Source organism: Leucobacter exalbidus (assembly GCF_017834145.1).
Taxonomy (GTDB): domain Bacteria; phylum Actinomycetota; class Actinomycetes; order Actinomycetales; family Microbacteriaceae; genus Leucobacter; species Leucobacter exalbidus.
Genome location: NZ_JAFIDA010000001.1, coordinates 1,643,066 through 1,666,374 on the forward strand (window position 1 = coordinate 1,643,066; position 23,309 = coordinate 1,666,374).

The window sequence follows — 23,309 nt, forward strand, 5'->3', positions numbered from 1 at the left end:
TCCTCTGGGATGACTGAAAGGGAAATGTGCGGGATCTGGGTGAACCGCGTGCGGGTTACCAGTGGCGCGTGGGCACCACACCGGCCTGGCCGGGGATCGCGTCAAGCAGCTGACGCGTGTAGGGATCTTGCGGGTTCGAGAACACCTGTTCGGCGTCGCCGTATTCCACTTGGCGGCCGCGCTGCAGCACCGAAACCGTGTCAGAAATCTGGCGCACCACCGCGAGGTCGTGCGAGATGAAGACGTAGGTGAGCCCGAGCTCACGCTGCAGATCGGCCAGCAGTCTGAGGATCTGCGCCTGCACCGTCACGTCGAGCGCCGACACCGCCTCGTCGAGCACCACGAGATCGGGTTCGACGATGAGAGCGCGGGCAATGGCCACGCGCTGACGCTGCCCGCCCGAGAGCTCGCGCGGGCGCCGCTTCGCAAACTCTGCCGGCAGCGCGACAAGCTCGAGCGCCTGGGCGACCCGGTCGCCGGTCTCGCGACGCTCACCGATGCCAAAGTTGCGCAGCGGCTCGGCAAGCGTCTGGCCAATGCTGCGCCGCGGATCGAGCGAACCATACGGGTTTTGGTACACCATCTGGGTGGTGCGGCGAAACTCGCGCAGTGCCTGCTTCGAGAGGCCAACGACCTCTTCGCCGGCGACCGAGACGCTGCCCGAGGTGGGGCGCGCGAAGCCCGCGATGGCGCGGCCCGTGGTGGTTTTACCCGACCCCGACTCCCCCACAATGGCGTGGGTGGTGCCGCGGGGCACCGCGAAGCTGACGTCGTTGACGGCCACAAACGGGGCCGTGCCGCGGGCGCCCGCAAACTCCTGCCGCAGGTTCGACACCGTGAGCAGGTTCGTGGCCCCCGGCTGGTCGGCGCGCTCAGTCACCTGAATGTGTTCGCGTTCGACGACCCGGCCAAACGAGGGCGCATCGGCGATGAGCTGCTGCGTGTATGCCGACTCGGGGTGCGCGAGCACCTGCGCGGCGGGGCCTGCTTCTTGGACAGCGCCGGATCGCATCACAACGACCGAGTCAGCGCGATCAGCGGCGACGGCGAGGTCGTGGGTGATGAACAAGACGCCGGTGCCCTGCTCGCGGCGCAGGTCATCGAGCAGGTCGAGCACGGTGCGCTGCACCGTGACATCGAGGGCACTCGTGGGTTCGTCGGCGATGATCAGCTCGGGCTTCGACGCGATCGCCGCGGCGATCAGCACGCGCTGGCGCATGCCGCCCGACAGCTCGTGCGGGTACTGCTTCGCACGGCGCGGGGCATCGTCGATGCCCACCTGTTCGAGCAGTTCGATGACGCGGTTGCGCACCTTGGTGCGATCGCGCAGGCCGTGAATGCGCAGCGACTCGGCGACGCTCGTGCCGATCGTGGCGATCGGGTTGAGTGAGTTACCCGGATCCTGCGGGATCAGCGCGATGCAGCGCCCCCGCAGCCCGTGCCAGCTGCGCTCGCTCAGCCTGGTGAGTTCGGTGGCGCCCTCGCGGCGTTCGTTGAACACGATGCTGCCGCGGGCCACTCGGCCGTTGCTGGGCAGCAGACCGATGACCGACTGCGCGACGCTCGTTTTGCCCGAGCCCGATTCGCCCACAATGGCGGTGACCTGGCCCGCGGCCACGTCAAAGCTGACGCCGTGCACGGCATCGACGTCGCCGCCGCTGGTGCGGTACTGCACGGCGAGGTCGCGAATGCTCAGCAGGGGCACCGTCGACGCAGAGGTGGTCTGGGCTGTGGTTGTTTGGGTCACGGTGGCCGGGGCGCCCGCCGCGTTGGTTTCAGGGCTGACGGTCAAGCTCATGAGTGCTCTCCTCGTTCGATGGCGCGGCTGAGCCGGTTACTGGCGACGACCACGAGCACGACCACGAGGCCGGGCAGCACGGTGAGCCACCAGGCGGTGGCGACGTAGTTGCGGCCCTCTGCGATCAGCAGGCCCCACTCGGGTGTGGGGGGCGGCGCCCCGTAGCCGAGGAAGCCAAGGGTCGAGATCTGCAGGATGGCCGAGCCCAGCTGCAGGGCGGCGAGCGCGATAACCGCGGTCATTGAGTTCGGCAGCACGTGGCGCCACAGCACTCCAAAGAAGGTGCCGCCCGAACCGTAGGCGGCCTCGACGAACTCGCTGGCGCGCACGCTCACGACCTGGGCGCGGGCGAGCCGGGCAAACACGGCGACCGAGGTGACGCCCACGGCGATGGCCGCGTTGGTGGTGCCGAAGCCGAGCAGAATCACGACGCTGAGCGACAGCAGCAGGGTGGGGATGGCGAGCAGCACGTCGACGACGCGCATCAGCGCTTCCTCAACGAACCCGCCGGTGGCGCCCGCGGTGACGCCGATGAGTGACCCGAAGATCAGGCCGACGAGCACGGCGATGAGGGCCGCTGAGATTGACTGTGATGCGCCGTAGACGACGCGGGCGTACACGTCGCGGCCGGTCGCGTCGGTGCCGAACCAGTGGCCGGGGCCCGGCCCCTGCAGTGCGGCGCCCACCTGTTCGGTGGGGCTCACTGAGGTGAATAGCCCGGGCGCGATCGCCCAGGCGAGGGCGATCAGCAAGATAGCGGCGGGGATCACGAGCCCCGCGCGCACCCGCACGCGGCGGGTGTTGCGCGGTTTCGTGGGGGTGGCCTGCGCTGCGGTGGTGGTCATGCCGCGACTCCGATCGAGTGTTTCTGCCGCAGCCGCGCATCAAGCACGGGGTAGAGCAGGTCAACGATGAGGTTGATGGTGACGAACACGGCCGCGGCGATAACCACGACGGCGAGCAGCACGGGGGTGTCACGCTGGGCGACGGCCTGGGCGGTGAGCGCCCCGATGCCGACCCGGCCAAACACGGCCTCGGTGACAATGGCGCCGCCAACGAGTTCGCCAAACAGCAGCCCGGCCATGGTGAGCGCGGGCAGCAGGGCGTTGGGGGCGACGTTGCGCCACAGCAGCCACGAGGTACTCGCGCCGCGGGCCCGCACCACGTTCACGAAGGGCTGCTCGCGCACCTCATCGATGCTGCGCAGAAACACCTGCGCGAGCGGGGCGGCGATCGGAATCATCAGGGTGATCGAAGGCAGAATGAGCGCCTGCGCCGGGCTCGCCCCGATGACGGGAATGAGGCCCAGCTTGAACGAAAACACCTGAATCAGCACGATGCCGATCCAAAACACGGGCAGTGACACGAACAGGGGCGGCAGGTTGCGCACGGCCCGGCGCAGCCAGGCACCACGGCCGAAGCTCGCGGTGAAGGCGATCGTCACGGCCAAAAATACCGCGCCGACCAGGGCGATGCTGGCGAGCGTGAGTGTGGAGGGCAGCGCCTCGGCCAGCAGCGCTGACACCGAGGCACCGCTGTGCACCGAGTACCCGAAGTCACCGTGCAAGAACGCCCAGATCGAGTCGAGGTACCGCAAGAACACCGGCTGATCTGCGCCGTACGAGACGCGAATCTCGTCAAGCTGCTGCGGAGTCAGGCCGAGGTCGGGGCTGCCGTAGCGGGCCATGATGGCGTCGCCCGGCAGGGCAGACAGCAGCACGAACGCCGCCGTGTATGCGAGGGCGAGCACGAGCACCGCCTGCCCGAGACGCCGGGCGAATGCGCCGAGGGTCATTCTGCGATGGTCACATCGTAGAACGAGGGCCGACCGATCGACTCGGTCTCAAAGCCCTGCACCTTGTCGCTGAGGCCGTACACCTGCGACTCTTCGAAGAAGGGCAGCACGTACGCTTCTTCGGCGAGGTACTGCTGAGCTGCGGCAGAAGCCGCCTGGCGCTCGTCAGCGGTGGGCACCGAGGCGATCTCGGCGAGCAGGTCGTCAAGCTTCTGGTCGAAGACCTTACCCGTGGCGGTGTCGAGGTTGCGCAGGGTGTTGCGGTTCGCCGAGAACAGCTGTGACTTCAGCACGTCGTAGTCGGCGCGGCCCACCATCGAGTGGTAGACCTGAATCGTGTTCGCGTCTTGCACGGCCTGATCCTGCGCGGCCTGGTCGCCCGAGAACAGTGAGACCTCGATGCCGAGCGGTGCGAGCTGCTCCTGCACCAGCGTCACCACGTCGCGTGAGCGCGGCTGCGGCAGCGCCTCGTTGAAGGTGAGGCTGAGACGCTGGCCATCCTTCTCGCGCACCCCGTCTGATCCGGGCTTCCAGCCCGCCTCATCAAGCAGCTTCTCGGCGAGCTTCGGGTCGTGCACGTAGAACTCAGAGGTGTCGGTGTAGCCGAGCGCGCCCTTGGCGAGCACGCCGGTCGCGAGCGGGTAGCTGTCGCTGAACAGGGTCTCGACGATGGCCTCACGGTCGATGCCGGCGATGATGGCGCGGCGCACATCGATGTCGCTCAGTAGTTCGTGGCCGGCACGGAAGTTGAGGCCGTTGTTGACGCCGTTGGTGGGGGCGGCCACGAGGCTCAAGCCGGGTGCCGCGAACTGTGCTTCGTCGGGGGCCGGAATGGTGCGGGCGATGTCTGCCTGCCCCGAGGTGACGGTGCCCACGCGCACGCTGGCCTCAGATGCGACGATGAGGTCGATGCCGGCGATCTGCGCGGCGCCCTGGTGTTCGTTTGACGGCGGGGCCCAGTTGTAATCTTCACGCGTTTCGAAGGTGAGCTCGCTGCCGAGCTTCTCATCGGTGATGACGAACGGGCCGCTGCCGATGATCTCGGCGGCGTTGCCCGGGCCGAACTGCTCGTTGGTGCGGTCGAGGGTGTCATTCGAGATCAGGCCCGAGTTGATGGTCGAGACGGCCTGACCAAACCCGGGTGAGGGAGCGGTGAAGAAGAACTTCGCCGTGTACTCGTCGACGGCCTCGCCGTGGTCGTAGTTGTTGATCGCTTCAGACACGGGCAGCGCCGCATCCTTATCGCCCAGGCCGAACAGGTCGAGGTTCTTGACCACATTCTCGGCGTTCAGCGGGGTGCCGTCTGAGTAGGTGACGCCCTCGCGAATCTTGAAGGTGTACTCGGTGGCGTCGTCGTTCACCTCGGGCAGCTCTGCGGCGATCCACGGCTCGAGCTCTTTGGTCTCGGGGTTCTGGTAGAGCAGGCGATCGGTGATCTGGTTCAGCACGCCGCCGTTGGGGTAGAAGCCACCGGCCGGCGGGTACAGCGTGTTCCAGGTCTGCGGCTCGAGGTAGGTGAGGGTCGCGCCCTCGGCTGCCGAACCCGAAGCATCCCCGCCCGCAGTGCTGGCCGAGCAGCCGGTCAGCGCAATGGCGCAAGCCGCGGCTGCCGCGATCCACGAGAGGTGACGCTTCTTCATGTGTGTTCCGTTTCTCTGACCGTGCCGCTCGATACGCCGCACGCAATAAAGCTATTGTTATACGAGACATAACATTTAGAGAAATTGCGGTGTAACAGTTCCACATGTTTGAGACACCAAACGGCGTGCCCCGTCACATTCAGTCATCGGCTTCGCACTTGGCCCAGCCAAGCGCGTATAACGGTGACATGCACAGCTCACCCCGCCCGTCACTCGCGATCATTGGCGCAGGCCCCCGCGGCACCTCGTTGCTCGAGCGCATCGGTGCCAACTATGCCCAGCTCGCGGCGCAGGCCGCGGGCGGTGCACGCGGCCTCGACGTGCACGTCATCGACGACACCCAAACCGGCGCGGGCCGTATCTGGCGCACCGACCAACCCCGCGATCTGTGCATGAACACGCTCGCCGACGCGGTCACCCTGTTCACCGAACCCGGCAGCACGGTCGCGGGCCCCATCGTCGAGGGCCCCACGCTGTACGAGTGGTGCGTGCTGGCGTTCGCGGGATCCGGATCAGCTTCAGCAGGCATCCCCGCAGCCGCAGCCTTCGTTCCCGCCGCGCGCGCTCGTACGTTCGCGGCGCACCCCGTGCGCGCGGGCCTCGCCGCCGAGTATCGCTCGGAGCTCGCGGCGATGCGCCCCGAATCGCACCCGAGCCGCGCCCTGTACGGCGAGTACCTGATCTGGTGTTTTGAGCGCGCACTCGCACTGTTACCCGAGGGCGTGCGCGTGATCAGGCACGTCGCGCGCGCCGAGGGCCTCACCCGCACAGGGGACGGCGAACGCATCGCCCTCAGCGATGGCACGACCGTCACCGCGGGCTCTGTGGTGCTGGCGACCGGATGGATGCCCACTGCGGCGACCGCGGCCGAGCAGCAGCTCGCCGCCCGCCCCCAGACGGCCTCGGTGTGGGTGCCACCCGAGAGCCCCATCGAGCAAGACCTCAGCCAGATCGCGGCCGGGTCGGCCGTCATCATGCGGGGCCTCGGCATGAGTTTCTTCGACACACTGTCGCTGCTCACCCTGGGCCGCGGCGGCGAGTTTGTGACCGATGCGGCTGCCCCCGGAGGCCTGCGGTATCTGCCGAGCGGCGAGGAACCCGTCGTCTTCGCAACCTCGCGCCGCGGGGTGCCGTTTCGTTCGAAGTCACTGTACGGCGGGCTACCGCCCCGGGCCGAGCTGCGGTTCTTGCGCGCCGTGGATTGGGCTACAGAACCCCGCCCCATCAACTTTGATCGCAGGCTGTGGCCGCGCATCGTTGGCGACGCGTTCCTCGACCACGCCCGCACGCTGGGGCGGCTGCACCCCGACGCACTCACGCTCGACGTGGCTTCGGTCGACGCGGCTTCGCTCGACGAGGCATCGCTCGACGAGGCATCGCTCAGCGGCGGCCCCGTAGCCAGCGGTACTTCGGCGAGCGCTCCAGCAGCAATCTTCGACGCCATCACGCGCAGCATTGAGCGTGCTATTGCTGAGATTGATCAGCCCGCGAGCGCAGGCTCCCCCGTTGGCTCGGACTCCCTCGCGCACGCTGCCGCCCCTGATCTGCACGACACCGTGGCCCGTATCGCGGGCGCGGTGGCCCCGTTCATCGTCGACCCGGCAGATCGCTTCGATCTGTCGGGCGAAATTGAGCTGGCTTCGGGGGTATTCGCGTCACCCGAGGAATTTGATGCGTGGGTGCGTCAACGCGTCGCGGCCGATCTGCGCGAGGCCGAACTCGGCGTCGATAGTCCGCTAAAGGCTGGCCTGTGGTCACTCAGCGCGGCCCGTGCGGCGTCGAGCCGCATCGGCACAGTGGGCGGCTTCGATGCCGAGTCGCGGGCCTCGGGTTTTCGGATGCTGTTCACCGTGGGCGGGATGGTGGGCTCGGGCCCGCCCGCTTTTCGCAACCGGCAGCTGCTCGCGCTGTGCGAGGCGGGGCTCGTGCGCTTCATCGGCCCGAATGCATCACTCGACATCACCCCCGACGGGTTCGCCAGTGAGTCACCGAGCGTCGCCGGTTCACGGGTTGAGGCCCCCGCACTCGTCGATGCCTGGATGCATTTCCACTCGCTCGATGCCACCGCGTCGCCTCTCGCGCGCACGCTGCTCGACAGTGGCCGGGCCCGTTCGTTCAGGGTGGCCCGCAGGCAATCCCCGGGAAAAGCCGCTGGCGATTCAGGCGCCGAGGCCTTCGCGATCGAGAGCTCTGCGGCTGGGGTCTCGACCGGTGGTTTCGATGTCGACCCTGCTTCGGGGCGTCTCATGCAGGCTGATGGCACGCTCGATCCGGCGGTGCACGTTGCCGGCATCCCCGCAGATCAGACCCTGCATGACACCGTGATCAGCCCAATGCCGGGCACCGATCCGCCGATGTTGCGCGAAACTGATCGGGTAGCGCGCAGCGCGATCAGCATCGCACTCGCCCAGCACCCTAGCCTCGAGCTTTTCCACACCACCCCCGTTGAAGGAGCACTTCGTGTCTGAAGTTTCTGCCCTGCCCGTCGCCCTCGTCACCGGAGCTTCGGGAGGAATGGGCCGCGAGATCGCCCGCGATCTGGCCCGCACACACCGCGTCATCTTGGTGGGGCGCGACGCCGCACGCCTCGAAGCCGCCGTCGCAGCGTCAGGCGCAAATGCCACAGGGGTGCAGCTCGACCTCACCGACTCGGCAGCGGTCGCGGCGCACATTGGTACGCTCGACCGGCTCGATGTGCTCGTGCACGCCGCCGCCATCGGCGAGGTGTATGCGGTGCACGAGGCTGAGGCCGAAGACTGGACGCGCACCCTGGCGATCAATGTCACCGCGCCTGCCGTGCTTACCAAGCACGCACTGTCGCTGATTCGTGCGGCCCGGGGCACCGTCGTGTTTCTTGGGTCGGGCGCCAGCACCCGCCCCGTGCCGGGCAGCGCTCCGTACTGCGCGAGCAAGCACGCACTGCGCGCGGTTGCCGATGTGCTGCGCATCGATGAAGAGCCGAACTTCGTGCGCGTGGTGACGGTCGCCCCCGGCCAGACCGACACCGCCATGCTGCGCGACATGATCGACGAAGCCGCATACCGCGCCGACCTATACATCCAGCCAACCTCGGTCGCGCAGGCTGTGCGCTACGTCGTTGACGCACCGGCCGACGTGCAGATCACCGATGTGGCGGTGCGCCCGCGCCGCGAGATCGCGCGGTTATAGTCAACGAGGACTTACGGCTAGAGCAAGAATCTCAACTACCGCTGCCGCAACTGCCAGTAGCCACCGGTCGTCATTCCGCTGACCTTCCAATGACAGGCCAACGTGTTTCGGCGAGACAGGGTTCGCGATAGGAACAGTGACCACGGGCTGCCCTGCAACAGATCCAGGATTTAAATTGCTCGTGCCCACTTCAAATACCGCTTCGCGAGCCCCGCGCTCGTATGTAAACGTTTCTTGCGCAAGTGCGGGGGCCGTAATCGGTGTCGTTGGATATAACATCGAGCAAATATTGTGCTCACGAAACAAAGCCTCATACCTGCCTTGCAGCTGCTCCCGAATCCTCCTCGCACGCCGATATTCGTCATGTCGATTCCGAAACTGAAAAGCCTCCGCCAGGAGTGTTTTGACGTCTTCCCGCGCTGCTTCGTCGCATAGCCGCGCATACGTTACCGAGGTAGGCGCATTTTCGAGGTATCTCGTTAGCGCATGAGAGATTTCATAGAGTTCAATCTCTTGTCCGCACTGCCCTTCGATCTCATGAAACTCATGTGTGTCAACGGGGATCAGTTCCACTCGGGCTGAACTCGACAACGCTTCAACCGCCATTGCCCATGCACCAGCCACGTTTTCAGAGAGATCCGACACATATGGCGACGTGCTCTTTGGGACACCGATCCGCAGGGGCGACATAGGCACGTTCGCCGCCGAACTATGACCATGCTCTTGAGTCACTACCGCGTCAACTGCTGCCAAGGTATGCAAGCTTGCGGCAATGACGCCAACGGTGTCTCGCGTGGGCGAGAGCGGAATTAAACCACCGCCTGGCCAACGCCCTGTCGTTGGCCGCAAACCATAGACTCCACACCATGCTGCGGGAATCGAGATCGAGCCACCGGTGTCAGTGCCGAGCGCAAACGGAACAATTCCTGAAGCAACAGCCGCGGCTGAGCCGCCCGATGAACCACCCGCTACCAACGAGGGGTCACTCGGGTTAGTCGTTGCAGGAAATGCAGCAGCCCCCGAAGTGATTCCCAGAGCTAACTCATGCATATTCGTTTTCGCGATGAGCACTGCACCGGCTTCGCTTACCCTTTGAATTACAGGATTATCTGCATTGCTGTAGTGCCCCAACAGCGAGGGGGTGTTTGCAGTTGTGGGCAAGCGGGCCGTATTTAGATTGTCCTTCGCAGCGAAAGGCAGCCCTTCCAACAGCCCCCTGCTGGCTTTATTTAACGGACGGTGCAACTCATCAACGACTGCCACAAAACTACCGAACCGGTCTCGCTTGGCCTGGCTGAGGGCGTCACTAGCGTTCCAACTCGCCAGCCGCAGTTCTGCCTCATGTAGCGTTCTATGTGAATTTTCACCCAAGGCCATTCCCCTTGCGCCTATAGCAATGGGGTGCGCATCGATGATGCGCACCCCATTGCAGCTTGACCAAACAGTTAAACCGTTGAAAGCACGAGCGGCTTCGCACGCCGCTCTGACGCCCGCTCCCAGAAGAAGTACACCGGGCAAATCACTACAAGTCCCACGATCCAGGAGATATCAACGCCTCCAAGGGCTGCGCCGATGGGACCGGTGTAGAGGGCAGTCACCATGAAGGGGATCTGCACGATCGCGCCTAGTACGTAACAGGCGATGGCGACCCAGTTGAATCGACCGTAGATGCCACCGTCTTGACGGAAGAAGTCGTCCACCTGGTATTTACCGTGCTTCAGCAGGTAGTAATCCACCAGGTTGATTGCAGTCCAGGGAACCAAGACATACAACAGCAGCGCAAGGAAGTTGGAGTAGTACACCAAGAAATCGTCGGCGCCCACGAGCGCCAAGCTCAGCGCGAGCAGGAAGATCACTACTGCGGTCGTAGCACGGGTCTTCGCACGCGGCACCCAATTCGGTTTGAACGTTTGCACCACGGTGAGCGTCGACAGCACACCGCAGTACAGGTTCATCGAGTTGGTCGCAGCAACACCCAGCGAGAATACGCCCACAATGAGCACGGTCAGCGGCTGGAGCAGCTCACCCATCCCGCCTACGACGTTGTCTGCGTCCATGCCGCTTGCGAGCAGCTTGGCGCCGACCAGCGCGCCGAGAATCATGGGGAAGGTTGCACCAAGTACCGAGCCCCAGTATGAGGCCCAGAACGCAGTTTTCGGGCCAGTATCCTTCGGCATGTAACGAGAGTAATCGGACACATACGGCGCATACGCGATCTGCCACAGGGCTGCAACTGAAACGGTGCCCATGAAGCCACCCCAGTTGAATGCGCCTGTCGCTACCGCGCTGGCATCGCCCGTCGTCGCCCCAAGCCAAATAAATGCTACAACCAGGCCGAGGCCCGAAACCACGCTCAAGATCTTTGTGTAGGCGTGAATCAATCGGTAGCCATAAATTGTGGCCACAACGCTGACGATACCGATGATGAGAATGCCCGCGTTCACCGGAAGACCGGGGATAATCGTGGACAGCGCCTGGCCGCCTAGTACGAGGTTCGCAGCGAAGAAGCCGACGTACATCAATACGGTGACAACCACTACGAGGAGTGATCCGTAGGACCCGAACTGCCCACGGGTCTGCACCATCTGGGGGACCCCGAGCTGGGGGCCCTGGGCGGAGTGCAACGCCATGAATATTGCGCCCACGACGTTACCGATCGCGACCGCTGCTACGGCGGTCCAAAAATCGAGGCCAAAGACCGTCGTCGCGAGCGCACCCGTGACGATGGTGAGCACCATAATGTTCGACCCGAACCAGATCGTGAAGAGATCACGGGCCTTTCCGTGCCGTTCATCCTCGGGGATAGGCTGAATCGTTTTATCTTCAATGGTGGGAACTTGAGATTGCTTCGTTGCAGTCATGTTGAGATACCTTCGCGGAGTAAGGAAGATTCCTGACCTACTTGGTCAGGAACCCTCCGTCGATGGGCAACGAAACACCCGTAATAAAGCCCGCATCATCGGAGAGCAGGAACGCGATACCCGCTGCAATTTCCTCGGGCTGCGCCAAACGACCCATAGGAATCGGTGCAGCCAGCTCGGCCTTGGCAGCAGTCAGCTCATCGCCTTCCACTCCCAGCAGGCCCGCAATCAAGGGAGTGTCGCAGTCTGAGGGCAACACCGCGTTGACGCGCACGCCATCTCGCGCGTGCTGCACGGCCATCTGACGCGTGAGGTTGATGACGGCCCCCTTGGAAGCGGCGTACCCGCACTCATCGGGATTCGCGACCAGACCAAACACCGATGCGATGTTCACAATTGAACCGCCGCCGGCTTCAATGATCTTGGGGATTGCGAACTTTCCCGTGAGGAAGATGCTCTTCACGTTGATCGCCATGGTCTTGTCCCATGCCGCTTCGCTGCACTCGACTACGCCGCCTTCGCCGAATGCGACGCCAGCGCAGTTCACAACGTAATGCAGGGAACCATAACTCTCCACGAGCTTCGCCACCCCTTGCTCAACCTGAGCGCTTGAGGTTACGTCAGCCACGATCACCATCGCTTCACCGCCGGCGGCAACGATCTCGTCGACCACGGTTTGCGCCGCGTCCTCGCGCAGATCTACTACGCCTACTTTTGATCCTTCGCTAGCGAGTCGGTGCGATACCTGGCGTCCAATGCCAGAGCCGCCGCCAGTTACAAATGCCACTTTCTGGGCGAGACCGTTCATTTTCGGTGCCTTTCTGCTTCGTTGCATGCCACGAGACTTAACCCCCGGTTAGGACCTAGTTTCGTGTCAAAGTCTTAATAACGGAAATATGTAATTTATGTCATTGCCATCTGCTAATCAGATGCAACTAGTACTTCGGAAGTTTGCTTGGCGACCCTCTGTAGACAGAAACGATCGCCGAAATGAATTGATGAAGCTCAACCCAGCAGGTTAGCTGGGATGCACGCCGCATTTACCCCCACTGCATCCAGGTGGTCTTGTAATCCGTGTAGTTCTCGAGGGCGTACACCGAGAGGTCGCGGCCGAAGCCCGACTGCTTGAAGCCGCCAAACGGGGTGGTGAACCCGAGCGCATCAACGGTGTTCACCGACACCGTGCCCGCTACGAGGCGCTGCGATACCCGGTGGGCGCGCGCGAAGCTGCCTGTCCAGAGCGATGCCGCCAACCCAAAGGGCGTGCCGTTCGCGAGCGTGATGGCCTCGTCCTCACTGTCGAACGGGGTGACGACCGCCACTGGCCCGAAAATCTCTCGCGTGTGCACTTCGTGGTCGGCGGGAACATTCGTGACGATGGTCGGTTCAATGAAGGCGCGTGAGCCATTGATTTCAGGCCGCGTGCCTCCGGCCACGATGGTGCCATCGCGGCGCGCGTTCTCGACCGTGGCCCACACCGTATCTGCGTGGGCTTCAGACACGAGCGAACCGATACCCGATGCCGGATCAAGCGGATCCCCCGGCGCATATGACTTCGCTGCTTCTGCGTAATAGCCGAGGAACTCTTCGTACACCGCGCGCTCCACGAAGATGCGGGAGTTTGCCGAGCACACCTCACCCTGGTTGTAGAAGCTGCCGAACGCCGCCTTCTCTGCCGCAAGTTTGAGGTCGTCGCAGTCGGCGAAAATCAGGTTCGAGCTCTTACCGCCTGCTTCAAGCGCAAGCCGCTTCATGTTCGACTGGCCGGCGTACTGCTGCAGTTGCTTGGCCACCTCGGTTGAGCCCGTGAACGCCAGCATGTCAACGTCTTCGTGCAGTGCGAGCGCCTTGCCCACCGACGAACCCCGACCGGTAACGACGTTCAAGATGCCAGCCGGAATACCCGCCTGCACCGCGAGCTCGGCCAGCAACAGCGTCGAGTGCGAGGCTTCCACCGGCGGCTTCACCACAACGGCATTGCCCGCCGCGATCGCCGGCGCGATCTTCCAGGTGGCAATTTCAAGGGGGTAATTCCAGGCCACGATCACACCGATGACACCGAGAGCTTCCCGCGTGACAAGCGCAGTTGACCCGGGAGCTGTGACCGGAATCAGGTCTTCCTGCTTCTCAATCGCCTCACCGTAGAACCGGTACAGCGCAGCAGAACCGGGTGCGTCGATGGCGGCCGACTCACGCACCGGCTTGCCCATGTCAATGGAGTCGTAGAGCGCGAACTCATCTGCGCGCTCCTCGATGAGCCGTGCGAGCTCGAGCAGCCGCTCTCGACGAAACCCAACGCCCGCGCGAGACCACTCGCCCGAAGCGTACGCTGCGCTCGCGGCCGCGACAGCAAGATCGACATCTTCTTGGCCGCACGCATGGATCTGCGAGATCACTTTTCCAGTGGCAGGGTTGGTCTTTTCGATCGTTTCACCCGAACGGGCGTCGACCCGAACACCCCCGATTACCGGGCGACCGTCAAACTTCAGCGCTGCTGCTGCAGCCTGCCAGTCGTTCAAACTGCGAGACATGATTCCTCTTTCACGAAACTCGATTTCTGTGCATCACCGCACCGAAACGTTGTGTCTACTACGAAGGTACTGACGTTGTATTTCCAAAGCGTTGCGAGTCAGTTTCGACCCGCGGAGCACTATTTAAACGGCTCGTTCAAGCGCGACATCGAGCGCGGTCCACGCGAGAGCGGTGGCTCCGTCGCGCAGTGTTTGTTCGGCCGCGGGCCCCACACACGCGGCCGCGAACTCCAGTTGATGGTTGCTCGCGTCACCGCCGACACCGATGTAGGGGTGGATCGCGTTGATGAGCTGCGAGACGTTGCCCATGTCGGTCGAGGCGCGGTTCATCGTGGCGGCCACCGGGTCGACGTCGAAGTTGCGGCCCAGCGCCATCGCGTTCGCGCGGTAGTGGTCGAGCGCGGCCTCGTCGGTGCGCATCTCGGCGTAGCGCGCGCTTTCGGGGGTGACCGTGAGCTTCGCGCCGGTCGCGAGTGCCCCCGCTTCGAAGCAGTTGAGCACGCGCGTTTCAAGATCGAGCAGCTGCTCCATGGTTTCTGCGCGCACATACCAGCGCCCCTCGGTGCGCTCGGGGATCGCGTTGGGAGCCTCCCCGCCACGCGTTTGCACCCCGTGCACCCGCACACTGCCAGGCAGCTGCTGCCGCAGCAGCGAGATGCCCAGCTGCGCGATCAAGAACGCATCGTTCGCGTTCACCCCGCGCTCGGGGTAGGCCGCCGCGTGCGCCGCTTTGCCGTCGTACTGCACGTGCCAGTGGGTGACGGCGAATGGCCTGGCCTCTGCCACGTCGACGGGGGCGGGGTGCGCCATGAGTGCGAAGTCGAGCTCGCGAAATGCACCGCGCTCGAGCAGTTCGATCTTGCCGCCGCCGCCCTCCTCTGCGGGGGTGCCGATGACCTCGACAGTGAGCCCCGCGGCATCGGCCACTTCAGACAGCGCAATCGCACCGCCCACGGCCATTGCCGAAATCAGGTTGTGCCCGCACGCGTGCCCGAGCCCAGGCAGGGCATCGTACTCGGCGAGAAACCCCACGGTGAAGGCGCCCGATCCGTAGCTGGCACGAAACGCGGTGTCGAGCCCCAGGTAGGGCTGCTCCACCGCGAACCCGTGTGCGGCGAGCACCTCGGCCACGGCCGCAGATGACCGGTGTTCTTGCCACCCCACCTCGGGGTCTGCGTGCAGCTGGTTCGAGAGCGCAATCAGCTCTGTGTCGATCGCGGCACGTCGTGCCTGCACGCGCTCCTTCAGCTCGCTACTCATCGCCGGGCACCCCATATGAGGGGGCGGCCACCGGGTTGATGCCGCGGTTGGTGTAGTCATCGCGCTGCGGCAGCCACTCTGCAAGCACCCGGCCCAGCTCGTCGATGGGCTGTTCGGCCCAATCCACGCGCAGATCGGTGACGCGCCAGCCCGCATTGCTCACGACCGAAATACCGGCCGAGTGCACGGGGCCCTCTTCGCCGCCGGCCGCAATAGCGGCCTGCAAAGCGGCGTACAGTCGCTCTTCGATGCGCCCGGGCGCAGACAGCGCGGTGTCGACGAGCGCGTCGAGCACGTCGAGACTCGCGAGCATGTTGCCCGCGGCCACGGCGTTCTCGCGCACCGCAGACCCAAAGATCCCCAGCGCCTTCCCACCCGAGTGCACGGCGGCTCGCCCCTCGTTGTCGAGCACCAACAGCTGGCGATAATCGATGGTCTCGGGGTCAGCGGCACTAACCACGGCGGCGAGCGCGTCTGCGGAATTTGATCCGGATCGAAGCTGCTCGATGAGCGCCGGACCCAGCCTGGGGTCAGTCACGTTTTGTGAGTTCGCTCCCCCGATGCCGTCTGCGAGGTTGAGGCAGCGGGCCGCCACCGCGGGCGAGGAGGATGAGATGGCCGAGCCGAATTCGCCGGTGACCGGATCGCGCAGGATCAGTGAGAACGTCATGCTGCGGCCTGATCGCTGATCACGGCGGTGGCGTCGATCTCGACGAGCCATTCGGGGCGGGCGAGCGCCTGCACCACAATGCCCGTTGAGACGGGGTAGACGCCCTTAAGCCATTTGCCGACGACGCGGTAGACGTCTTCGCGGTAGCGCGGATCGATGATGTAGATGGTGACCTTGACGATGTCGGCGAGCTGACTGCCGGCCTCGTCGAGCAGCATCTTGATGTTGCTCATGGCCTGTTCGGTCTGCGCGGCCACGTCACCGATGCCGACGGATTCGCGGGTTTCGAGATCTTGCCCGATCTGGCCGCGCAGGTACACCACCCCGTTGGCGACAACGGCCTGGCACAGGTCGTTGTCGAGGTTCTGCTCGGGGTAGGTCTCTTTGGTGTTGAACATCCTCAACCGCTGGTGCGTGGGCTCGGTCACTGGGGCTCCTCATTGAGTGGTGGATGCAAAAATTACGCTTCAGCACTATTGTTCGGGGTATCGATATATCTGTAAAATAGTCAAAACATAAACAGGCCATCGCTTTATTAGATCGACCGATTGCCGTCGACCACACGGTGCCCGCCTCAGCCCGCGGCCCCGCCGCTCGCTCTCTTCAACCCCGCAAGGATGCACGCAATGGCGCAACGCTTCTCCATCACGCTCACACAACTCAGCTATTTCACTGAGTGCGCGAAGACACTCAATATGACCGCGGCCAGCGCCGAGCTGCGCGTCGCCCAGTCAGCCGTATCGACCGCGATCTCCCACCTCGAGCGGGCGCTGGGCACCGCCCTGTTTATTCGCCAGCACTCCAAGGGGCTCATTCTGACGCAGGCCGGCGAGAGCCTGCTGCGCGATACCGGGCGCATCTTTGGCATGCTCACCGATGCGATCGAAGACATTCGCGCCGACCACGACCAGGTGCGCGGCGTGATCACGATCGCGTGCTTCAACACACTGGCGCCGTTTATGCAGCCGCAGCTACTTGCGCTGATGCAGCAGCGTCACCCCGAGCTCACGGTCAACATCATCGAGGGCGATTACGAGGAGTGCCTCGCGGCGCTGCGCGGGGGCCGCGCCGAAGTGGCCGTGATGTACAACCTCACCAGCGCCGAGGGCATCTCTCACCAGGTGCTCGGCAAGGTGCGCCCCCACGTGATTCTTCACGCCGAGCACCCGCTCGCGCAGCGCACCGAGATCTCGCTCACCGAGTTGGCCGATGACCCCTTCGTGTTGCTCGATCTGCCCGACAGCAACGACTACTTTCTGGGCATGCTGCGCCAGCAGGGTCTCACCCCCAACATCAAGTACCGCACCTCCAGCTACGAAACCGTGCGCTCACTCGTGGCAACCGGGCTGGGGTTCTCCATTCTGAATCAGCGGCCCCAGATCGCCGAGACCTACTCAGGCAATCGCACCGTGATCGTCGAGATCAGCGACCCCGTGCCGAGCTTGGGCGTCACCGCGTCAACACTCACCCAGGTCGACCGTTCGGCACGCACCCACGCGGTGGCCGAGGCGGTGCGCGAGATCATTGCCCCTCAGGAGCTCGCCGAGCCACCCGTCATGTGATTTTACGATTCGCTTCACATCAATCATCATGTAATCCGATGCAGTGCACCGCGAACATGTATTGGCCAACCCGGCATTCCCTCCTGTTTGCTAGTGAACACCCGGGGTGACCGCACGAGGCTCACCCGCCACGGGGTCGGCACTGTTCGAACAGCGATGTTCTCGCCGCCCCACACATCGGGCTGAACGAGCTATGTCGAGCGGAGTAAGCAGTATGTCGAGCCAAGAAGTTGAGGTCACCGAGGTCCTCGTCGTCGGCGCTGGCCAAGCCGGAGTCGCCATGAGCGAGCACTTAACTGCTCGCGGAGTTTCACACATTGTGATCGAGCGCGACCGCATCGCCGAGCGCTGGCGCTCTGAGCGCTGGGATTCGCTCGTGGCCAACGGGCCAGCCTGGCACGACCGATTCCCTGGGATGGAATTCGCCGACGTCGACCCCGACGCGTTTGCCACCAAAGAGCAGGTCGCGGCCTATTTTGAGGAGTACGCGACCAAATTCAACGCCCCCATTCGCTGCGGGGTCGAGGTCACCGAGGTGCGTAAAAACGAGGGCGGATCTGGTTTCATCGCCCACACCTCGACCGGCACCATCCAGGCCCGCTACGTCGTCGCCGCCACCGGCGCCTTCCAGCACCCGGCGATCCCGCCGATTGTGCCCGCAGACGAGAAGCTGCATCAGATTCACTCGAGCGCCTACCGCAATCCGGCCCAGCTGCCTGCGGGCGGCGTGCTGGTGGTGGGCGCCGGATCCTCTGGGGTACAGATTGCCAACGAGCTGCGCGCTGCGGGCCGGCAGGTCTATCTTGCGGTGGGCCCGCACGACCGCCCGCCGCAGCGGTACCGCGGCCGCGGGTTCGTTTGGTGGCTCGGGGTGCTCGGCAAGTGGGAGGCCAGCGCTCCCCCGCAGGGCGCCGAGCACGTCACGATTGCCGTGAGCGGCGCTGATGGCGGCCGCACCATCGACTTTCGCAACCTCGCCGCCAACGGCATCACCCTGGTGGGTCGCGCCAACGCGTATGCGAACGGCACGATGCAGTTTGGCACCGACCTCGCCGCCAACATTCATCGCGGCGACGAGAATTACCTCTCGATCTTGCGCGAGGCCGACGAGTTCGTGGCCTGCAACGGCCTCGACCTCCCCGAAGAGCCCGAGGCGTATCTGCTCGGCCCCGACCCCGATTGCGTCACCAACCCGGTGCTGAGCCTCGACCTGGCAGAGGCCGGGGTGACCTCGATCGTGTGGGCGACCGGCTTCCACGTTGATTACAGCTGGCTGCAGGTCGACGCATTCGATGAGCGCGGCCGGCCGCGTCAGCAGCGCGGCGTCTCCACCGAGCCCGGCATCTACTTCCTCGGGCTGCCGTGGCAGTCTCGCCGCGGCTCCAGCTTCATCTGGGGTGTCTGGCACGACGCAAAATACCTGGCCGACCAGATCGACATTCAGCTCGGTTATCTCGCCTACGAGGGCGATGGTTTCCCCGCGGGCGAGGGCCCGCAAGGAGCCCCGCTTCCCAGCTCGGTAGACCGCGCAAAGGTTCTCGCACAGGCCTGATTCTGCCCTTCACGCTCCAACCACAAACGCCGGCCTCCGCATGGAGGCCGGCGTTTGTGATCCGGAGCTTGCTCGTTCTCAGAGCGTGAAGTCAGTGGCGACGCGACCCACCGCGTAGCCCTTGATGACGCTGCCAGCGGCGACGTGATCGGGGTGCACCACGTAGGCTGCGAGGCCCGCTTCGTCATCGAAGTCAGCGATGAGCGTGACATCCCAGTTGTCGCCGTCAAACAGTTCATTGCGGTGCACAGAGATCGCATTCAGCGTGGGAACGGTCGCAGCGAGCGGCGACAGCGCCGCAATCGCCTCGGCCGCCTGGGCGTCGCGCTCCTCGCGGGTTTCGCCGCTCAGCTTCCAGCTCACAACATGGCGCAGGGTCATAGTGTTCCTCTCAAGGGTGGTGCAGGTTAGCCGCGGCGCAGCCTGGCCAGGGGGCCAAGCGCCTGCCGCTCGATCGCGCGGGAGAGCTTCGCAGCGTCCACCCGCCACATAGCGTGACGTTTCGTGCCCACCAGCACCACCGGGATCTCTTCGGAGTGCTTGCGCGCGAGCGCCTCGTCCTCGAGAATGTTGCGCTCGACGAGCGTGGTTTCTTGCCCGCCAGCCGCGAGCTCCTCGCGCACCTGTTCAATCACGGCGCGAGCATCGTCGCAGAGGTGGCAACCGGGCTTGCCGATGAGGGTAATGGGTACGACGTTCACGCCCCAATTCTAGGCCCCTGGGAAAGCAAAAGGCGCCGGATCCGAAGACCCGACGCCTACACATCGATCGCGCCTAGGCGCCTCGACTACTTCTTATTGCGACGCTGGTGACGCGTCTTACGAAGCAGTTTGCGGTGCTTCTTCTTGGACATGCGCTTACGGCGCTTCTTAATTACTGAACCCACGGTCACCTCACAACGTCTCTCGGGCCGTCGGATTCGGGGCCCACAAAACACTTATCGTACTAGTTGCGTAGCCCCAACGCGAATCGAGGGGCCAACACGCCGCAAATTACTTCAAAAATTGAGCGAAAACGCGGCTTTTGGCGCTACCCGCGCAGCTTGAAGCGCGCGACGAGCTCTTTCACACGACTTTCGGCGCGTGCGGCGGCCCGGCCAATGCGCTCGGCTGCGGCCGCCGCCTCTTCGGGCAGCACCTCGCCGTCTTCACCGAGCTCACCGAATGAGTCGCTGGTCTCTGGGCCGTCCATGCGTTCGCCCGACTCAGAGAGGTACTCGACGGTGACTTCGGTATCGAAGCCGGCCGTTAAAAAGGGGATCACAAAGTCCTCGATCATCTCGAGTGGCTCGGCGTTCAGCGTGTAGAGACGATGTTGCCCGTCTTCGCGCACAGTGACCAGCTCTGCCTCACGCAGCACCTTCAGGTGCTTCGATACAGTAGGTTGGCTGATCTCAAGTTGCGCAACGATTTCGGACACGCTCATCTCGGCGTCCGTGCGGTGACGCTCAAGCAGCGCCTGCAGGATGTCGCGCCGCGTTTGATCGGCGATGACTCCGAAAATGTCTGGCATACCCTTAGCGTAGTCGAACCACCCTGGCTTCCCAGCTGACCGCGCCATGTGTAGCATGAAACATCGGGCTGAAGCAGGCCTTCACCCCACCAATACCACGCAAGAAATCACAGAAAGTAGTCGTAGTGAGGGCACTCAGAATGAGCCGTCGCGGTACTGCCTCACTCACGCCCAAATCGTGGATCAATGTGATGATCGAATCGTCACCCGCGCGCTTCGCACTGACGGTGTTCACCGCGCTGATTCTGGTGTGGACGGCGCTCTTGTCGCTGCCGTTTGCGTCTAGTACTGGTGAGATCACGCCGCTGGCCGATGCCCTGTTCACCGCGGTGTCGGCGATTTGTGTCACCGGGTTGTCGACGATCGACATGGCCACGCACTGGTCGCTCTTTGGCGAACTGGTGATTCTGGCTGGCCTGCAGATCGGCGGCATTGGTGTGCTCACGCTCGCCAGCATTTTGGGTCTCACAGTCACCCACCGGCTCGGGCTCAGGCAGCGACTGCTTGCCGCGGGGGACTCAAACCCGATGCGCATGGGGCGCGGCGTTTCTGAAAGCCAGGCCGTGGGCCTGGGCGAGATCGGCGGGCTGCTCGCCGCCGTCGCGACGAGCCTCATAGTGATTGAGGCGGCGCTCACGCTGCTCATCACCCCCCGGCTGATGGCTGCCGGGTATGACTTCTGGAGTGCGCTGTGGAACGGGTTCTACCTCGCAGCCTCGGCCTTCACGAACACCGGTTTTGTGCCGCTGCAGGGCGGGCTTGATCCCTTCGCGACCGACATCTACCTGCTCTCAGTGTTGGGCATTGGCGTGTTTTTGGGGGCGATCGGGTTTCCCGTCATCTTCGCCCTCTACCGTTACGTCACGGGTGGCGGCTGGCGCGCGCACAAGCGCCTCGGCCTGCACGCCAAGCTCACCCTCACCACCACCCTCATCTTTGTAATCTTCGGCTGGCTGCTGATCGCCGGCCTCGAATGGAATAACCCCGCCACCTTTGGCAGCGAGAGCGCCGGCCAAACCGCGTTTAGTTCGCTGTACATGTCGGTGATGACCAGGTCGGGCGGGCTCGGCATCATTGATCCGCTCGAGATGAACGGCTCGACGATGCTCGTCATGGACATGCTGATGTTCGTGGGCGGCGGCTCGGCATCGACGGCTGGCGGCATCAAGGTCACCACCATCGCGGTGCTGTTTCTCGCGGCCTATGCCGAGGCGCGCGGCTACACCGACATGCAGGCGTTTGATCGCCGCATTCCTAACGAAGTGCTGCGCGTCTCAGTCTCCATTTTGATTTGGGGCGCCACCATCGTGTTGCTGTCGACGGTGGTGCTGCTGCACATGACCGGCAAGCCCCTAGACATTGTGCTCTTTGAGGTGATCTCGGCGTTTGGCACCTGTGGGTTGTCGACCGGATTGCCCGCCGAGCTGCCCGACGCCGGTAAGTATGTGCTCGCCGCCACGATGTGGGCTGGCCGTGTCGGCACCGTCACCCTGGCTTCTGCCGTAGCCGCTTCGAGTCGCTCGCGACTCTTCAGACTCCCCGAGGAAAGGCCGATCGTTGGTTGATATTCGCAGTGATGCACCGGTAATTGTGATCGGCCTGGGGCGCTTTGGCGCCGCAACGGCTGGCCAGCTCGACCGCCAAGACCGCGAGGTACTCGTGGTCGACACCGACCCCGCCCTCGTGCAGAAGTGGGCCGACCGCGTGACCCACGCGGTGCAGGCCGACGCCCGCTCGATGGAGGCGCTAAAGCAGATCGGCGCCGATAATTTTCAGATCGCCGTCGTCGCCACCGGCGCCTCGATTGAGGCCAGCGTGCTGATCGCCGCCAACCTCGTTGACCTGGGCGTGCCCCAGATCTGGGCGAAGGCGATCTCAATGTCGCACGGCAAGATTCTCGAGCGCATCGGCGTGAACCACGTCATCTACCCCGAGCGCGAGGCCGGCGAGCGCGTCGCCCACCTGCTCAGCGGCAGCATGCTCGACTTCATTCAGTTCGACGATAACTACGTCATCGCGAAGATGTACCCGCCGCGCTCCATTCGCGGCCGCTCGCTCGCTGACAGCGGGGTGCGCACCCGGTACCGCGTCACCGTGGTGGGGGTGAAGACGCCCGGCGAGCCCTTCACGCACGCCACCCAAGACACCGTGGTGTCGCGGCACGACCTGATTATTGTGAGCGGCACAGCCTCAGATGTGGAGCGTTTCGCGGCAATTGGCTAGCGGCGCTACGCTCGAGGCATGAACGATGCAGCGGGCCGCACCGCCCTTCTTCGCGCCACCATCGTGGTGGTGGCCGCGGGCGGCCTGCGGGCCCTCACGTACCGGGCCGTCGCCGCTGAGGCTGGGGTGTCGCACGGTCTCGTGCGGCACCACTTCGGGTCGCGCGATCAGCTGATCGCCGACGCGATGGAGTTTGCGATCGGCGAGAGCCTGGCGGGCTCGAACATGGTGCTCGCGATCGACAGCGTCGCCGATTTTGCCGCCGGCATCGAGTCGCTTGCGGCGCGCGAAAGCGAGATCCAGTCGTTTCAGTACGAGCTGCTGCTCGAGTCACGTCGCCGCCCCGAGCTGCACCATCTCGCCGATCAGCACTACCGTGCTTACCGCGCCGCGATCATCTCTCAGCTGGGCAACCTCGGCGTCGTCGACGAAGAACTCGTTGATCTGGTGTGGTTTACCCTCGACGGCATTGTGTTCAAGCAGCTCGTCTCCCCGGGCGAAGCTGCCCCGGCCCTGCGCCTCGTGCGCTCGCTCATCGAGCGGGCTGCGGGCGCTCGCGACTGATCCGGAGCTGCGGCACCCCACCCCGCCTGCGCCGCAATCGGAGCCCCGGTCGCCGAAATAAGTTTCGCGATCCAGCTTGACTATCCATTTGGATAGTTTTAGGCTGGCGCTACTTCGAGGCACTGATGCCCCGACACCCAGCGGCGTCGCCGGGTGACCTGCCGAAGGGACAC

Annotated in this window: 22 protein-coding genes; 7 read left to right on the plus strand and 15 right to left on the minus strand. The window is 64.3% G+C overall.

Going from position 1 to position 23,309, the window contains the following annotated elements:
• Nucleotides 1-55 precede the first annotated feature (55 nt).
• From JOF28_RS07420 to JOF28_RS07435, 4 genes are read right to left on the minus strand one after another with little or no spacing between them, the layout of a single operon-like run.
• Nucleotides 56-1,798: a dipeptide ABC transporter ATP-binding protein gene (locus JOF28_RS07420; RefSeq protein WP_209705188.1), complete on the minus strand. Its 1,743-nt coding sequence runs from the start codon at nucleotides 1,796-1,798 to the stop codon at nucleotides 56-58.
• On the minus strand, nucleotides 1,795-2,643 hold the full coding sequence (locus JOF28_RS07425; protein WP_209705189.1) for an ABC transporter permease: 849 nt from the start codon (nucleotides 2,641-2,643) through the stop codon (nucleotides 1,795-1,797). Before JOF28_RS07425 ends, JOF28_RS07420 begins: the two co-directional genes overlap by 4 nt.
• The gene (locus JOF28_RS07430; protein ID WP_209705190.1) at nucleotides 2,640-3,593 is read right to left on the minus strand and encodes an ABC transporter permease; all 954 of its coding nucleotides are present in this window, start codon (nucleotides 3,591-3,593) and stop codon (nucleotides 2,640-2,642) included. Before JOF28_RS07430 ends, JOF28_RS07425 begins: the two co-directional genes overlap by 4 nt.
• Entirely contained in the window at nucleotides 3,590-5,233 is a 1,644-nt protein-coding gene (locus JOF28_RS07435) for a TIGR04028 family ABC transporter substrate-binding protein (RefSeq protein ID WP_209705191.1), read from the minus strand. The genes JOF28_RS07430 and JOF28_RS07435 overlap by 4 nt, the downstream gene beginning before the upstream one ends.
• 104 nt (nucleotides 5,234-5,337) lie before the next feature.
• Between JOF28_RS07435 and JOF28_RS07440 the strand changes: the two genes are divergently transcribed.
• Together JOF28_RS07440 and JOF28_RS07445 are read left to right on the plus strand one after the other, a co-directional pair.
• The gene (locus tag JOF28_RS07440; RefSeq protein ID WP_245189902.1) at nucleotides 5,338-7,701 is read left to right on the plus strand and encodes an FAD/NAD(P)-binding protein; all 2,364 of its coding nucleotides are present in this window, start codon (nucleotides 5,338-5,340) and stop codon (nucleotides 7,699-7,701) included.
• On the plus strand, nucleotides 7,694-8,401 hold the full coding sequence (locus JOF28_RS07445; protein WP_342452115.1) for an SDR family oxidoreductase: 708 nt from the start codon (nucleotides 7,694-7,696) through the stop codon (nucleotides 8,399-8,401). Before JOF28_RS07440 ends, JOF28_RS07445 begins: the two co-directional genes overlap by 8 nt.
• Here the strand turns inward: JOF28_RS07445 and JOF28_RS07450 are convergent, their stop codons facing one another.
• From JOF28_RS07450 to JOF28_RS07480, 7 genes are all read right to left on the minus strand, one after another.
• The gene (locus JOF28_RS07450) at nucleotides 8,402-9,823 is read right to left on the minus strand and encodes an amidase family protein (RefSeq protein WP_209705192.1); all 1,422 of its coding nucleotides are present in this window, start codon (nucleotides 9,821-9,823) and stop codon (nucleotides 8,402-8,404) included.
• Nucleotides 9,824-9,846: 23 nt separating this feature from the next.
• Nucleotides 9,847-11,262 (minus strand): purine-cytosine permease family protein, encoded by a 1,416-nt coding sequence (locus JOF28_RS07455; RefSeq protein WP_209705193.1) that lies wholly within the window; start codon nucleotides 11,260-11,262, stop codon nucleotides 9,847-9,849.
• A gap of 37 nt (nucleotides 11,263-11,299) precedes the next feature.
• On the minus strand, nucleotides 11,300-12,070 hold the full coding sequence (locus JOF28_RS07460; RefSeq protein ID WP_209705194.1) for an SDR family NAD(P)-dependent oxidoreductase: 771 nt from the start codon (nucleotides 12,068-12,070) through the stop codon (nucleotides 11,300-11,302).
• A gap of 232 nt (nucleotides 12,071-12,302) precedes the next feature.
• A complete protein-coding gene (locus tag JOF28_RS07465) occupies nucleotides 12,303-13,793 on the minus strand; it encodes an aldehyde dehydrogenase family protein (RefSeq protein WP_209705195.1) in 1,491 nt (496 codons plus the stop codon).
• Nucleotides 13,794-13,916: 123 nt separating this feature from the next.
• Nucleotides 13,917-15,053 (minus strand): M20 family metallopeptidase, encoded by a 1,137-nt coding sequence (locus tag JOF28_RS07470; RefSeq protein WP_209705196.1) that lies wholly within the window; start codon nucleotides 15,051-15,053, stop codon nucleotides 13,917-13,919.
• The gene (locus JOF28_RS07475; protein WP_209705197.1) at nucleotides 15,046-15,723 is read right to left on the minus strand and encodes a DUF1028 domain-containing protein; all 678 of its coding nucleotides are present in this window, start codon (nucleotides 15,721-15,723) and stop codon (nucleotides 15,046-15,048) included. Before JOF28_RS07475 ends, JOF28_RS07470 begins: the two co-directional genes overlap by 8 nt.
• A complete protein-coding gene (locus JOF28_RS07480; protein ID WP_342452116.1) occupies nucleotides 15,720-16,151 on the minus strand; it encodes a RidA family protein in 432 nt (143 codons plus the stop codon). The genes JOF28_RS07475 and JOF28_RS07480 overlap by 4 nt, the downstream gene beginning before the upstream one ends.
• Nucleotides 16,152-16,349: 198 nt before the next feature.
• Between JOF28_RS07480 and JOF28_RS07485 the strand changes: the two genes are divergently transcribed.
• Complete coding sequence (locus JOF28_RS07485; RefSeq protein ID WP_209705198.1) at nucleotides 16,350-17,285, plus strand: LysR family transcriptional regulator; 936 nt, start codon at nucleotides 16,350-16,352, stop codon at nucleotides 17,283-17,285.
• A gap of 214 nt (nucleotides 17,286-17,499) precedes the next feature.
• Nucleotides 17,500-18,837: a flavin-containing monooxygenase gene (locus JOF28_RS07490; protein WP_209705199.1), complete on the plus strand. Its 1,338-nt coding sequence runs from the start codon at nucleotides 17,500-17,502 to the stop codon at nucleotides 18,835-18,837.
• A gap of 78 nt (nucleotides 18,838-18,915) precedes the next feature.
• Here JOF28_RS07490 and JOF28_RS07495 read toward each other — a convergent pair whose 3' ends face one another.
• The 4 genes from JOF28_RS07495 to JOF28_RS07510 all read right to left on the minus strand — a co-directional run bounded on the left by JOF28_RS07495 (nucleotide 18,916) and on the right by JOF28_RS07510 (nucleotide 20,349).
• Entirely contained in the window at nucleotides 18,916-19,218 is a 303-nt protein-coding gene (locus JOF28_RS07495) for a Dabb family protein (protein ID WP_209705200.1), read from the minus strand.
• 26 nt (nucleotides 19,219-19,244) lie between these two features.
• Nucleotides 19,245-19,538 carry a glutaredoxin family protein gene (locus JOF28_RS07500; RefSeq protein WP_209705201.1) on the minus strand — a complete coding sequence of 98 codons (294 nt, stop codon included), beginning with the start codon at nucleotides 19,536-19,538 and terminating at the stop codon, nucleotides 19,245-19,247.
• 86 nt (nucleotides 19,539-19,624) lie between these two features.
• A complete protein-coding gene (locus JOF28_RS07505; protein WP_005504750.1) occupies nucleotides 19,625-19,723 on the minus strand; it encodes a 30S ribosomal protein bS22 in 99 nt (32 codons plus the stop codon).
• 143 nt (nucleotides 19,724-19,866) lie between these two features.
• A complete protein-coding gene (locus JOF28_RS07510; RefSeq protein ID WP_209705202.1) occupies nucleotides 19,867-20,349 on the minus strand; it encodes an ArsR/SmtB family transcription factor in 483 nt (160 codons plus the stop codon).
• Between the two features lie 140 nt (nucleotides 20,350-20,489).
• Between JOF28_RS07510 and JOF28_RS07515 the strand changes: the two genes are divergently transcribed.
• Genes JOF28_RS07515 through JOF28_RS07525 form a run of 3 tightly spaced genes read left to right on the plus strand, consistent with a single transcriptional unit; the run spans nucleotide 20,490 to nucleotide 23,136 of the window.
• The gene (locus tag JOF28_RS07515) at nucleotides 20,490-21,914 is read left to right on the plus strand and encodes a TrkH family potassium uptake protein (RefSeq protein ID WP_425342477.1); all 1,425 of its coding nucleotides are present in this window, start codon (nucleotides 20,490-20,492) and stop codon (nucleotides 21,912-21,914) included.
• Nucleotides 21,907-22,572, plus strand: coding sequence for a potassium channel family protein (locus JOF28_RS07520; RefSeq protein ID WP_209705203.1), 666 nt, complete (start codon nucleotides 21,907-21,909; stop codon nucleotides 22,570-22,572). The genes JOF28_RS07515 and JOF28_RS07520 overlap by 8 nt, the downstream gene beginning before the upstream one ends.
• Before the next feature lie 18 nt (nucleotides 22,573-22,590).
• Complete coding sequence (locus tag JOF28_RS07525) at nucleotides 22,591-23,136, plus strand: TetR/AcrR family transcriptional regulator (protein ID WP_209705204.1); 546 nt, start codon at nucleotides 22,591-22,593, stop codon at nucleotides 23,134-23,136.
• The last annotated feature ends 173 nt before the right edge of the window (nucleotides 23,137-23,309 follow it).

Bases quoted from the DNA above. Each gene is read 5' to 3' on its own strand.
- JOF28_RS07425 (WP_209705189.1), bottom strand. From the start codon at position 2,643: ATGACCACCACCGCAGCGCAGGCCACCCCCACGAAACCGCGCAACACC.
- JOF28_RS07420 (WP_209705188.1), bottom strand. From the start codon at position 1,798: ATGAGCTTGACCGTCAGCCCTGAAACCAACGCGGCGGGCGCCCCGGCC.
- JOF28_RS07430 (WP_209705190.1), bottom strand. From the start codon at position 3,593: ATGACCCTCGGCGCATTCGCCCGGCGTCTCGGGCAGGCGGTGCTCGTG.
- JOF28_RS07455 (WP_209705193.1), bottom strand. From the start codon at position 11,262: ATGACTGCAACGAAGCAATCTCAAGTTCCCACCATTGAAGATAAAACG.
- JOF28_RS07460 (WP_209705194.1), bottom strand. From the start codon at position 12,070: ATGAACGGTCTCGCCCAGAAAGTGGCATTTGTAACTGGCGGCGGCTCT.
- JOF28_RS07470 (WP_209705196.1), bottom strand. From the start codon at position 15,053: ATGAGTAGCGAGCTGAAGGAGCGCGTGCAGGCACGACGTGCCGCGATC.
- JOF28_RS07495 (WP_209705200.1), bottom strand. From the start codon at position 19,218: ATGACCCTGCGCCATGTTGTGAGCTGGAAGCTGAGCGGCGAAACCCGC.
- JOF28_RS07525 (WP_209705204.1), top strand. From the start codon at position 22,591: ATGAACGATGCAGCGGGCCGCACCGCCCTTCTTCGCGCCACCATCGTG.
- JOF28_RS07510 (WP_209705202.1), bottom strand. From the start codon at position 20,349: ATGCCAGACATTTTCGGAGTCATCGCCGATCAAACGCGGCGCGACATC.
- JOF28_RS07440 (WP_245189902.1), top strand. From the start codon at position 5,338: ATGTTTGAGACACCAAACGGCGTGCCCCGTCACATTCAGTCATCGGCT.
- JOF28_RS07490 (WP_209705199.1), top strand. From the start codon at position 17,500: ATGTCGAGCCAAGAAGTTGAGGTCACCGAGGTCCTCGTCGTCGGCGCT.
- JOF28_RS07465 (WP_209705195.1), bottom strand. From the start codon at position 13,793: ATGTCTCGCAGTTTGAACGACTGGCAGGCTGCAGCAGCAGCGCTGAAG.
- JOF28_RS07475 (WP_209705197.1), bottom strand. From the start codon at position 15,723: ATGACGTTCTCACTGATCCTGCGCGATCCGGTCACCGGCGAATTCGGC.
- JOF28_RS07435 (WP_209705191.1), bottom strand. From the start codon at position 5,233: ATGAAGAAGCGTCACCTCTCGTGGATCGCGGCAGCCGCGGCTTGCGCC.
- JOF28_RS07485 (WP_209705198.1), top strand. From the start codon at position 16,350: ATGGCGCAACGCTTCTCCATCACGCTCACACAACTCAGCTATTTCACT.
- JOF28_RS07515 (WP_425342477.1), top strand. From the start codon at position 20,490: ATGAGCCGTCGCGGTACTGCCTCACTCACGCCCAAATCGTGGATCAAT.